Here is an 11,494-nt window from a genome sequence, read left to right as displayed (position 1 = left end):
GGGATCGAGTGTGCGCACGGGTTGTCGCCGCTCTGAGCAGTGGGAATCAGCGCAGGGACTGCGGGAACCTCAGCACGCCGTCGGGGTCGTACCGCCGCGCGATCGCGCGCAGCCGCGGCAGGTTGTGCCGGTACGCGGTCCTGGCCCAGTCCTCCTGCCGGGGGTCCAGGTAGTTGATGTAGGTACCGGTGCCGATCAGGCGGGCCAACGCGGTCTGCACCTGGTCCACCTCACGGGTGACCCGCTCGGGCCGCAGGTCGCCGACGGTGCCGAACACCTCGATAGACGTGGGCGCGCCGCGGTGCGGGTAGGCCGTGTCGGTCGCGCCCCTCCGGTCGATCGCACCGCCCAGCGCGCCGATGATGAGCAGGGCGCTCTCCCTGCCCCGCAACGTCTCCACCACGGCCGTCGGGTCGTCCCACATGCGGTCGGCGATGCGCGAGGACGCCCGGAAGGCGTTGCGCGTCGGATGGCCGCCGGTCATGATGCCGGTCGCGGTCGGGTAGTCGACCTCGGCGTGCTCCAGCGGCGCGTCGACCCCGATCGCGGCGCGCAGCCGCGCGAGCTCGCCGAGCAGCACGCCCTCCGGGCCGACCGCGCACCCGGTGACGTCCACCGAACCGTCCGGCGCGGCCACGCAGACGCTGGACACCTCGTCGGGGACCGCGACGCTCCACGGCTGCCACGCGCCGAGCACGTCCGCCGCCGAACCGGCGGGGAACCGCAGGCGGAACACGGTCAGCACCTCCGGCGCGGGGACGGTGGCGAACTCGAACGAGGTCACCACGCCGAAGTTTCCGCCGCCACCGCCGCGCAGCGCCCAGAACAGGTCCGGTTCGCACTCGGCCGACGCGGTCAGCAGCCTGCCGTCCACGGTGACGACCCTGGCCGAACGCAGCCAGTCGCACGCCAGGCCGAAGGTGCGGTCCACCCACCCGAGGCCGCCGCCCAGGGTGAACCCCGCGATGCCGACCGACGGGCAGTTGCCCAGCGGCAGGCAGCGACCGGCGGCGGTCAGCGCCGCGTAGACCTCGCGCAGCCGGGCGCCCGCGCCGACCACCGCGGTGCCGTCCGGCCGCACCTCGACGGCCGCCATCGGCGCCAGGTCGACCACCAGCCCCTCGTGCGGGGTGGAGTAGGCGGCGTAGCTGTGCCCGCCGCCACGAGCCGCCACCCGGACACCGGACTCGCGCGCCTCGTCCAGGCAGAGCCGCACGTCCTGCGGCCGCGCGCACCGGGCGATCGCCGCGGGCCGGTGGTGGTCGAACAGGGAGTTGAACGGCAGCCGCGCGGTGTCGTAGCCGACCTCGCCTGGCAGCAGCAGCTCACCGGACAACCGATCCCGCAACCGCGCCCACCGCTCGGGTCGCGTCCCGACGACCGCGTCGCCCCCGACCACCGCAGCGCCCGCCCACCGCAGCACGTTCCGCCGTGAAACCACCACGCAGACCTCCCACCGCCGGGCCCCGATGCAACCAGCCGCGGAATCGGCGCGGAACCGCTGTTCGGCCGACCGCACCGGCACCGCGACCACGGTCATCGCGGGGCGATGTCGGCGCACTCGACCTCCTTGTCCGGCAGCCTGCCGGTGGTCAGGAACGTCACCGTCGCCTCGTCCACGCACGTGGAGCCCTGGTTGTAGACGTAGTGCCCGCCGTTGTCCGCGCCGACGAAAGCCGCGCGCTTGCCGAGGGCCTCGTACAGCCCGATGCCGTCCTCCCACGGTGTGGCGTTGTCCCTGCGGTTCTGCAGGATCAGCGTGTTGCGCGGTCCCCGGCCCGTCACGCGGACGGGCTCTTCGACCGGCTCCGGCCAGAACGCGCACGCCCAGATGTTGGCGGGCATCCCCGCGGTCAGCGGCCAGGCCGCGCGGTCCTCGGCGGTGCGGCGGGCGTACTCGTCGACGTTGCCGGGCCACTGCGCGTCACCACAGGTCAGTGCCAGGAACATGGTGGCCTGGTTGTCGGCGGGCACGCCGGGGGTCGGCGGCGGCGCGGCGAAGACCTGCTGCAGCACCTGGCCGTCCGCCTCGCTGAGCGTGCCGTCGGCCAGCCCGGCGGCGGCCTTCCAGAACCGCGCGAGCACCGGGAGGCTCTCGTTGTGCAGCAGGAGGCTGTAGGTGACGGTGCGCAGCATCGGCCCCGTCAGGGCCAGTGGGGTGCCGGGGACGGGCGCGGGGGTGCGGTCGAGGCGGTCGGCGAGTGCGAGGTACTTCCGGGTCACCTCGTCAACGGTGCTGCCCAGTCCGAGCGCGGCGTGCTGCGCCGCGGCGACCTTCGCCGCGTCGGGGAAGCGTTCCGACATGGCCTTGCCCCAGTTGTCCGTCGCGTGGGCCCAGACCTTCGCGGGGTCGACGTTGCCCTCGAGGACCACCCGGTCGGCGTGCTCCGGGAACAGCGATTCGTAGACGGTGCCGAGGTACGTGCCGTAGGACTGGCCCCAGTAGGAGATCTTCTTCTCACCGAGCGCCGTGCGGATGCGGTCCATGTCGCGGGCCGTGTTGGCGGTGGTGAAGTACCGGAGCTTCTCGCCCGCGTTCGCCGCGCACCGTTCGGCGTCGGCGCGGGCGTGGTCGACGTTCGCGGTGATCGAGCCGTCCGCGGCCGGGTACGGGAAGAGTCCGACCAGGGACGGGTCGTCGAGGCCGCAGCTCTGCGGGGTGCTGTGCCCGACCCCACGCGGGTCGAAGCCGACCAGGTCGTAGGCCGCCAGCACCGACGGCGGCAGGGTCGGCGCCACGACACCCGGTGTGTCCAGGCCTGCCAACGCCGGGCCGCCGGGGTTCAGCAGCAGGACACCGCGGCGGTCACGGGACTTCGCCGCGGGCAGCTTCGAGACGGCCACCTCGATCTTCTCGCCACCGGGGTCGCGGTAGTCGAGCGGAACCTTCACCGTTCCGCAGGTGAGCCGGGGGTCGCGACTGGCGCCCTCGGCCAACGCCGGGCACTTGCCCCAGGTGATGCGCGACGTGGCGGCCGTGGCGGCCGCTTCGGCGACGACCGGTGGTGCGTCCCCGTTCGTCGCGTCTTCCTCCGGGGCGGCACCACAGGCCGCCGTCGCGACGGTGAACCCCACCGCGATCACCACTGCGGTGAACCTCCGGGGGATACCGGCTTTCACTGACCGTTGCATTGCCTTCAACGCCCTTGTTCTCCAGTTTCTCGGTGTGCCACGACGAGCTGACGCCGTTGTCAGCGAACCTATGGGAGGCCGCGGCGCCGAAAATCCCCTTGATATGGACACTTCTTGTAGCCCTCATGGGGGACAGCGGCCTACGGCCGACTGACCGTCACCCGATGCGTGGTCGGTGCCGCCTGCGGAGCTACCCGAATCGTCGTCACCACCGCATCGGGGGTGGACCGCACGCAGGGGCGGGGACGGCCCCCTGGCACTTCGTCAGCCCCGCGAGAGGATTTCCTCCACGGCGCCCACCAAGCCCAGAAGTAGTCCAAGGTTGAGGTGTTGCGAAGGACCGTTGTGCCGGCGTGAGGCACAGCTGTGCGTCGGAGTGTTACGTTTCGCCGCGATGGGCACCGAGGACCAAGCAGGCGACGCGGCAGGCAAGAACAGGCAGAGCAGCGGCATCCGTTCGATGAACAGCGTGCTCAGCACCCTTCGCGTGTTCGAGGAAGTGGCCGCGCGTCAACCGATCGGCGTTTCGGAGCTGTCGCGGGCGACCGGCATCCCGAAGAGCTCCGTCCAGCGGTGCCTGGTCACGCTGCAGCAGGCGGGCTGGCTCAGGGTCGTGGACCCCGAGCACGCGCGGTGGGGCATGACGATGAAGGCGCTCATGCTGGGGTTGCGCGGTGCCGGGGAGAAGGACCTGCGCGAGGCCGCGGCTCCGGTGATCAAGCGCCTCGCCGCCGAGACGGGCGAAACCGTGCTGCTGGGCCTGCGCGACCAGGCCGAGTACGTGATCATCGCGCAGGAGGAGAGCAGCCAGGTCGTCCGGGTCTTCATGGACATCGGCACGCGCGTGCCGCTCGTGGCGAGCACCGGAGGCGTGTCGATCATGGCGCGGCTGGCCGCCGAGGAGGTCGCCGACCTGCTGCGCTCGGACCTGACGTCGTTCGCCGACACACCCCTGCTGCCCCCTGACCAGATGCTGCAGGAGATCGCCCGGACCACCGAGCGCGGCTACGCCCTGGACATGTCGTCGTGGTTCCGCCCCCACGTCGCCTCGATCGGCGCCGCGATCACCAACGCGACCGGACGGCCCATCGCGGCGGTGACACTGGCGATACCGGTGATGCGCTACGACCGCGAACGGGAGAAGTCCTTCGCGCGACTGGTCGTCGCGGCGGCGCAGGAGATCAGCGACCTGATCTCCGCCACCTGACCGCGTCCGCGCCTTACGCGCCCACCACACCCGCGATGAGCTCGGCCGTCGCCTTCGGCGACTCCACGTGGAAGTGGTGGCTGCCGAGGTCGACCAGCACGAACTCGACCCGGTCGCCGAGGCGGTCGAGGGCCTCCCGCGTCACCAGCGAGCGCACGCCGAACACCGTGATCGGCTGCTCGACCTCGTTCAGCGCTTCGTCCATGTCCCACGCGACGAGCCCTTCGAACGCGCGCACGCCCGCGGGCTGGCGCACCGACACCATCTTCTCGAAGTACGCGTCCTTCACCGCTTCGTCGGTGCCCGCGGGCGAACCCGCCTCGACCATGCTCCGCACCAGCCCGGCGAAGTCCTCACGCACCGACCGCAGCAAACCCTCCGCCCGCTCCTCGTCCGCAGCCTCGAACAGGAACAGGTAGTGCAGGGCATCCAGCGCGACGATGTGCGTGACGACGTCGGGACGCAACCGGCCGATCTCCACGGTGACAGCGCCACCGAGCGAATGCCCGACGACGACGCACTCCTCCACAGCTTCGGCGTCGAGCACCGCCGCCACGTCGCGAGCGAACTCCCCGATCGTCCAGACCTCCCGCGTCGAGCGCGACTCCCCGTGCTCGGCGAGATCGACCGCGATCACGCGGAACTCCCCCGACAGGTGCTCGGCCACCTCGTCGTAGTCCCTCCGATCACACGCCCAGCCGTGCACGAGGACCACCGTCGGCCCCGTCTCGGGGCCGCTGACCGCGTACCGGATGGTGGTCTCCCCCGAGCGCCGCACCTCACGGTCGACCGCCCCGCTCACCCTCACCACAACCACTCCTTGTGCCACAATGCGGTACGTCGTATCGCTCAGTAGCATGAAGCTAGACAGGCGCACGTCGGCTGTCAACGCGCCGGTGCGGCGAAGACCAGGGGGTCGTCTCACCGGTGTGGCAGTACTGCTGAGTGAGTGGAAAGCCCACCTCCGCGCACCGTCCGCTACGGCCGACTCGCCGAAGGTGGTGCCGAGCTGCCGGAATTCCGCGCGGCGGGATCACCGGCGGTATCGCACGAGCTCACCGAAGCCGAATTACCACGAAAACGTCAATCAGGCGCGAACCCGACGATCGCGGCAGGAGCGAAAAGCGACGGGCGGCGACCACCGCCACCTCGACGTGCCGTTCCCGGAACGGCCGCTTCCGTCCGCGACTTCTTCGTCCCGGACACCACGCGCGCTGGAGCGGTGCCGCACTACGGGCACCGCGAACCGTCCGCTCCTCCCGACTCCTGGGGATACCGCCCCGTCCGCGGTGCGACAGATCCGCGAGGGCGGCATTCTCGACCGGGACCGCGTTGACGATCCGAACGAGCCTGGCTACTCTGAAACGCCGTTCGGAATCGATCGGTTCAGTTACGGCGTTTTCCGCCGCCGTCGATGTCCGCCGCAACGGCATTCCACTGGCAACCACCAAGGAATCGACATGACCCGCACCGTCCTCGTCGTCGGCGGTGGCACCGCAGGCAACGCCCTGACCGTCCTGCTGCGCCGCGCCGGGCACGCGGTGGACCTCGTGGAGGCCGAACCGAGCTGGAACGCCACCGCGGGCTCGGGCATCACCTTGCAGGGCAACGCCCTGCGGGTGCTGCGCGAGGTCGGCGTGCTCGACGCGGTGCTGCGCGAGGGATTCCCGTTCGACGGGATGAGCCTGCTCGCCCCGACCGGTGAGGTGCTCACCGCCCAGCCGGGCGCCCGCCTCGGCGGCGACGACCTGCCCGCCACCACCGGGATGCGGCGCCCGCAGCTGCAGCAGCTGCTCATCGACGCCGTGCGCGCCTCGGGCGCGTCGGTCCGGCTGGGCGTCACGGTCACCGCGCTGGACAGCGACAGCGGGGACGCCGCGTTCTCCGACGGCACGACCGGCCGCTACGACCTGGTGGTCGGCGCGGACGGCCTCAACTCGGCCACCCGCCGCCTGATCGGGATCACGGACGTGCCCGCGCCGACGGGCATGGCCATCTGGCGGGCCCCGGTACCGCGCCCCAAGGGTCTGGAGCACACCCAGATGATCTACGGCGGGCCGTGCTTCATCGCCGGGTGCTGCCCGACCGGACCGGAAACCGCTTACGCCTACCTGGTCGAGCGCAACCGCGACCGCGGCGACATCGACCCTTCCACCTACGCCGACGAGATGCTGCGCCTGGCGCGGGGCTACGGCGGGCCGTGGCCGGAGATCCGGGGCGCGCTGACCGACCCGGCGGTGGTCAACTACACGTGGTTCGACCGGCTGCTGGTCGAGGGGCCGTGGCACCGGGGCCGCGTGGTGCTGGTCGGCGACGCCGCCCACGCCTGCCCGCCCACCCTGGCCCAGGGCGCGGCCATGTCGCTGGAGGACGCCTCCGTCCTGGCCGAGCTGCTGACCACCCACGACACCTGGGACGACGCCCTGCTCACCACCTATCGGGACCGCCGCTACCCGCGCGTGCGCGTGGTCGTGGACGCCTCGGTGCAGCTGGGTCAGTGGCTGCTCGACGATGCCCGCGACGCCGACGTGCCGGGCCTGATGGGCCGGGTGATGGCGACTCTGGGGCAGCGGCCGTGAACGCCCGACCGCGCGCCCGGCTCTCATCGAGCACTTCGAGGCGGGACCACCCACCACAGCGGGGAGTGAAATTCTGATGGCGGCCTTCCACGAGCTGGTCGGGCTGGATCTGCGGTCCCTCGCGGCACGTCTCGCCACCGGGTCTCCGGCTCGGTCCGAACTGGAAGCGCAGCAGTGGCTGGCCGTGGTGCAACTGCTGACCGCCCATATCCTGCGCGACGCCGTCGAACTGTCCGGAGGTGACTGGCCGCTCGTCACACGGGCATACGCCTATGCCGTGGAAACGGCGATCGCAGCAGGCGACTTCGACCACCGGGAGAAGACGTACCGAGCCCTGCACCTGTCCTCCGACCTGCTGTGGCAGGTGCCCGCCAACCCCGACATCGAGCTGCTCGACCCGCACCGGATGACCGAACTCCTGATCCGGGAGCTGCCGATGCCGGTCGAGCGGGCCCGAGCGCGAGCCGAGCACTGGACGACGCTGGAACGACCGGAAATCCTGGTTCTGCGCATCGCCAAGGAGTTCCTGCGGCCGGGTCTGCGCCTGGCCCACCTGGCACATGGTGAGCAACTGCCCGAACCGTTGAAGTCGTGGGAAGAGCTCTTCCCGTCATTGCCCTGAGTCGGCCTGTCGACGCCGACCCGCGCCAGGATGACGCGGGCGCGGTTGAAGGCGACCACCGGGAGGCAGCGGCCGAGAACTCGGCGCGGGCGTGCACGAGGTCACCGGGATTCACGGGCGCGCCGCCGCTGCGGTCATCGTCCGATCCCAGGAGCTCAGGGCGTGGGCAGCGCCTTGCACGCCTCGATCCGGGTCTGCGGGAACAGCTTGGCGGGATTGGGGGCCATCGACCACGGGGCTCCGTCCGCGTGGTGGCCGAGGACGCGGAAGTGGTCGATCACCTCGGCGTAGCGCTCGTTCGCCGTCAGCGCGAGAATCGCCCAGCCCCGGTCGCCGCGCAGCCACCGCGTGTCGGCGCCCACGCTCGCCAGCCACGGCAGCAGCGCGTCCAGTGCGTCCAGCACCATCGGCGAGCGGAACGCTTCGGGCTCGTCGGTTCCCATCTCGTGCGCCGCCCGCAGCGCCAGTGCCGCCAGCGACGGGGACGCCGTCGCCGTGCGGGTGGCGAAGTCGCACATCAACTCGTGCGACTCCAACCACTTCTTGCACCAGTACTGCAACGCCTGGGCGTGTCCCATCCGGTGCGGCGGGACGCGGGCGACCAGCTCGTCCCACAGCTTCCCGACTGTTTGCTCGCCAGGCGCATCGGTGAGAGCGCTTTCGCGGTCCTGACCGGGTGGAGCGGCAGCCTCAAGACCATGTCGTTCCTCGTCGTCAAGGTCGGCAGGCGGTCCCGCGCGGGCCGTGACGGCAGCGCGCGGCCGAGCGATCCCCGCCGAACGACATTCCCAGTACGCCGCGACCGCGGACGCCGGGAGAGTTGTACCAGCACCACGGCGCCGTCCAGCACGGAGACGTCCCGATCATCTGACCAGATGGCCAGTCGCCTCGGCCGGAAGGCCGAGGCACGCCGTTCTCCCAGTGCGTACGATCCCGTCGTGGAGGAACCTCGCGGCCCCTGGTGGGCACGAACGCCAACGCTGCTCGTCGCGACGGTCGTGATGTGCACCGGTGTCTTCCTGAGGACCGGACTGCTCAGCGGCTTCAGCCGGGCGGTGCTGCTGGACGGGCCCGGCGTCGGCGCCAGCCTGTTCGAACACCCCGTGCTGACCGCGGCCGAGCTGCTCGCGGGGACAGCGCTGCTGGTGGCGCTGGCGTGGACAGCTCCGGTAGCCGTGGCATCGCCGTCCGTTGCCGCCGTGGTGCTCGTCGGCGCGCACGCGGCCTGGATCCGGTGGTATGAAATGGTCTCGCGCGCGGAAGCGGCCGGCTTGGTCCTGGCGCTGGGCGTGGTCGCGGTCCTCATCGGGGTGCTGCTGCGGACGCGGGAACGGTCTCGGGTGTTGCTCGCCGCCGCGGCGGTGGATCGGGCCCGGCACGAGGAACGGCTCGACATGGCCAGGGAGCTTCACGACGTGGTGGCGCACCACGTGTCGGGAATGCTGGTGCGGGCGCAGGCGGCGCTGTTGGTGGCCGAGCACGACAAGGCGGGCGCGTGCGAGATGTTGCCGGGCATCATCGACGGCGGCACCGACGCGATGGGAGCCATGCGCGCGATGGTCAGGACCCTGCGGGACAGCGGTGTCTCCGCCGCGACCGGCGACCTCACCGCCGACCTGCACCGGCTCGCCGAGCGGTCGGAGCTGCCGGTGCGGACCAACATCGAGCTGACCGAGGTGGTGCGGCCCGAGCTGGGACGGTCGGTGTTGCGCATCGTGCAGGAGGCGTTGACCAACACGCGCAAGCACGCCCCGGACGCGACGAGCGTGGAGGTGGACGTGCGGCTCACCGCGTCGGCGGTGCTGCTGTCCGTCGTCGACAACGGGACGAGCAGGTCCGCGCACTCGGGCGGGTTCGGGCTGATCGGCATGGAGGAACGGGTGCACGAGCTGGGTGGGCGGTTCTTCGCCGGAGCCACGGGGGACGGCTGGCTGGTCACGGCCGAGCTGCCGCTGGAGGCGCGCGCGTGATCTCCGTGCTCATCGCCGAGGACCAGGCCATGGTCCGCGCGGGTTTCCGCCTCATCCTGGAGGCGCAGCCCGACGTGGAGGTGGTCGCCGACGTCGCGGACGGGGTCAGCGCGGTGCAGCGCGCTCGCGAGTTGCTGCCGCAGGTCTGCCTGGTCGACGTGCGGATGCCGGGGTTGGACGGCCTTGAGGTCACCCGGCAGCTCGCGCCGCACACCCGCGTCGTGGTGGTGACCACGTTCGACAGCGACGAGGTGCTGCAGAGGGCGCTGGACCTGGGCGCGTGCGGATTCCTCACCAAGGACGCGAGTCCCGGCCTGCTGGTCGAGGCGGTCAGGTCGGCGGCGCGGGGTGAGGCCCTGGTGTCCCCGCAGGTCGTGTCGCGGGTGCTGCGGCGGTCCGCGTCGCCGGTCCCGACCAGCGACGCGGACGTGCTGACCCCTCGGGAGCTGGAGGTCGTCCGCCACGTCGCGCGAGGGCTGAGCAACAACGAGATCGCCTCCGCGATGAGGATCTCGCTGTCGTCGGTGAAGACGCACCTGGCATCGGTGCAGGGCAAGGTCGGCGCGCGCAACCGCGTCGAGATCGTCACGTGGGCGTTCCGCGCGCGCGTGGTGGCGGGCTGACCACGGCCACCCGGCCTGCTCCGCGCTTCTCGGGTGGCCGAACGGCCATGATCTTCCGGCCCATCGGCCGATCCGGCGACAGCCCTTCCAGCAATAGCTTCGTCCGCACCGAATTGTGTTGTGGGCGAAGGGTTTTGACCTGTGCTGAACGAGCTGTGGTGGATGTGGCTCCAGGTGTTCGACTCGCTGTCGAACCCGCTCATCGGCGGTGGCGTGGTGGTGGGCGGCGTGGCGCTGGGCTTCGGCGGACGGCTCGCGGCGCGGCGGACCGGGTGGCGACCGGTTCCCTCGGTGCTGGCGGGGATCTGGCTCGGTGTCGTGCTGGGCGCGACGTTCTCGCGCACGCTGCCGGACTGGGCGGGCCGGGACCAGTTCTGCCAGCTCAACGGCTTCGCGGTGAACGGCGGGATAGAACTGCTGAACGGCCTGCTGTTCGTGCCGCTGGTGTTCTGCGCCGTGCTGGCGACGCGCAGGCCGCTGGCGGTGCTGGGGTCGGCGATCGCGCTGAGCGCCGCGATCGAGATCGTGCAGCCGCTCACCCGGCGCGGGTTGTGCGAGACGCAGGACTTCCTCAACAACAGCGCGGGAGCCGTGGTGGCGGCGGCGCTCGCGGCGGGTGTGCTGGCGGCGTACCGGCACCGGACGGCGGCACGATGACGGCGGTGCCGCACCGCGTCGACCCTCGGCGCGTCTGGACGGTGGTCGGGGTCGGGCTGCTCGTCTGGGTCGGTGCGCGCAGCCTCGGTTCGGGTGTCCTCGACCTGCGGGTCTACCTGGCCGGCGGCGAGGCGTGGCGGTCCGGCGCGGACCTCTACACCTCGGCCTTCCACGGCCCCGGCGGGTTGCCGTTCACCTACCCGCCCTTCGCGGCGATGCTGTTCAGCGGCCTCGCCCCGGTGCCGGTGCCGATCGCCGCCCTGGTCTTCACCGCGGCGGGCATCGCGCTGTTCACCGCGGCCTGCGTGGTGCCCGCACCGAGCGCCCGCACCGGTTTCGGCCTCGCCGCGGTGTGCCTGCTGCTCGAACCACTGCGGGGCGGACTGGACCTCGGCCAGGTCAACATGGTCCTGATCGGTCTCGTCGTGCTCGACTGCCTGCTCCCCCGCACCCCGTGGCCCAGGGGAGCGCTCGTCGGCCTCGCCGCCGCGATCAAGCTGACGCCTGCGATCTTCGTGCTGTACTTCCTGGCACGCGGGCGGTGGCGGTCCGCCATGACCGCCGTGACGACGTTCACCGCCTGCGGCCTGATCGGGTGGGCGCTCGCCGCGGAGCAGTCCCGGCAGTTCTGGTTCCACGCGGTGCTCGACCCGCAGCGCGTCGGCGGACTCGCCTACAGCGCCAACCAGTCGTTGCACGGCCTG

The 11,494-nt window shown here is 71.6% G+C and carries 11 protein-coding genes; 7 read left to right on the top strand and 4 right to left on the bottom strand.

The features are described from left to right. Positions 1–46: 46 nt before the first annotated feature. Both IEZ00_RS31920 and IEZ00_RS31915 read right to left on the bottom strand, forming a co-directional pair. Complete coding sequence (locus tag IEZ00_RS31920) at positions 47–1,561, bottom strand: FAD-binding oxidoreductase (RefSeq protein ID WP_189227093.1); 1,515 nt, start codon at positions 1,559–1,561, stop codon at positions 47–49. Further along, entirely contained in the window at positions 1,537–3,075 is a 1,539-nt protein-coding gene (locus tag IEZ00_RS31915; protein WP_229796302.1) for an alpha/beta hydrolase, read from the bottom strand. Before IEZ00_RS31915 ends, IEZ00_RS31920 begins: the two co-directional genes overlap by 25 nt. Positions 3,076–3,526: 451 nt before the next feature. On the opposite strand from IEZ00_RS31915, the gene IEZ00_RS31910 reads away from it, so the two are divergent. After that, positions 3,527–4,339, top strand: coding sequence for an IclR family transcriptional regulator (locus IEZ00_RS31910; RefSeq protein WP_189227091.1), 813 nt, complete (start codon positions 3,527–3,529; stop codon positions 4,337–4,339). Between the two features lie 13 nt (positions 4,340–4,352). Here IEZ00_RS31910 and IEZ00_RS31905 read toward each other — a convergent pair whose 3' ends face one another. Further along, a complete protein-coding gene (locus IEZ00_RS31905) occupies positions 4,353–5,228 on the bottom strand; it encodes an alpha/beta fold hydrolase (RefSeq protein ID WP_229796301.1) in 876 nt (291 codons plus the stop codon). 571 nt (positions 5,229–5,799) lie between these two features. Here IEZ00_RS31905 and IEZ00_RS31900 point away from each other — a divergent pair. Further along, entirely contained in the window at positions 5,800–6,918 is a 1,119-nt protein-coding gene (locus tag IEZ00_RS31900) for an FAD-dependent monooxygenase (protein ID WP_229796300.1), read from the top strand. Between the two features lie 76 nt (positions 6,919–6,994). Next, complete coding sequence (locus IEZ00_RS31895; RefSeq protein WP_189227090.1) at positions 6,995–7,540, top strand: hypothetical protein; 546 nt, start codon at positions 6,995–6,997, stop codon at positions 7,538–7,540. Between the two features lie 155 nt (positions 7,541–7,695). Here IEZ00_RS31895 and IEZ00_RS31890 read toward each other — a convergent pair whose 3' ends face one another. Beyond that, a complete protein-coding gene (locus tag IEZ00_RS31890; protein WP_189227089.1) occupies positions 7,696–8,118 on the bottom strand; it encodes a hypothetical protein in 423 nt (140 codons plus the stop codon). A 360-nt stretch (positions 8,119–8,478) separates the two neighbouring features. Here IEZ00_RS31890 and IEZ00_RS31885 point away from each other — a divergent pair, with 360 nt between their 5' ends. The 4 genes from IEZ00_RS31885 to IEZ00_RS31870 form a co-directional block, all read left to right on the top strand. Continuing rightward, on the top strand, positions 8,479–9,510 hold the full coding sequence (locus tag IEZ00_RS31885) for a sensor histidine kinase (protein WP_189227088.1): 1,032 nt from the start codon (positions 8,479–8,481) through the stop codon (positions 9,508–9,510). Then, entirely contained in the window at positions 9,507–10,133 is a 627-nt protein-coding gene (locus tag IEZ00_RS31880; protein ID WP_189227087.1) for a response regulator transcription factor, read from the top strand. The genes IEZ00_RS31885 and IEZ00_RS31880 overlap by 4 nt, the downstream gene beginning before the upstream one ends. A 141-nt stretch (positions 10,134–10,274) precedes the next feature. After that, entirely contained in the window at positions 10,275–10,790 is a 516-nt protein-coding gene (locus IEZ00_RS31875; RefSeq protein ID WP_189227086.1) for a VanZ family protein, read from the top strand. Between the two features lie 5 nt (positions 10,791–10,795). Continuing rightward, a partial coding sequence (locus IEZ00_RS31870) for a glycosyltransferase 87 family protein (RefSeq protein ID WP_189227085.1) occupies positions 10,796–11,494 on the top strand: 699 nt, incomplete at its 3' end.

The sequence above is a fragment of the Saccharothrix coeruleofusca genome (genome assembly GCF_014648515.1).
GTDB lineage: Bacteria > Actinomycetota > Actinomycetes > Mycobacteriales > Pseudonocardiaceae > Actinosynnema > Actinosynnema coeruleofuscum.
Note: the sequence above shows the minus strand (reverse complement) of the source record. Positions and strands in the feature narration are given on the sequence as shown.

Excerpts from the sequence above, each read along its gene's own strand:
- IEZ00_RS31895 (WP_189227090.1), top strand. The coding sequence starts at position 6,995 with ATGGCGGCCTTCCACGAGCTGGTCGGGCTGGATCTGCGGTCCCTCGCG.
- IEZ00_RS31890 (WP_189227089.1), bottom strand. The coding sequence starts at position 8,118 with ATGGGACACGCCCAGGCGTTGCAGTACTGGTGCAAGAAGTGGTTGGAG.
- IEZ00_RS31900 (WP_229796300.1), top strand. The coding sequence starts at position 5,800 with ATGACCCGCACCGTCCTCGTCGTCGGCGGTGGCACCGCAGGCAACGCC.
- IEZ00_RS31910 (WP_189227091.1), top strand. The coding sequence starts at position 3,527 with ATGGGCACCGAGGACCAAGCAGGCGACGCGGCAGGCAAGAACAGGCAG.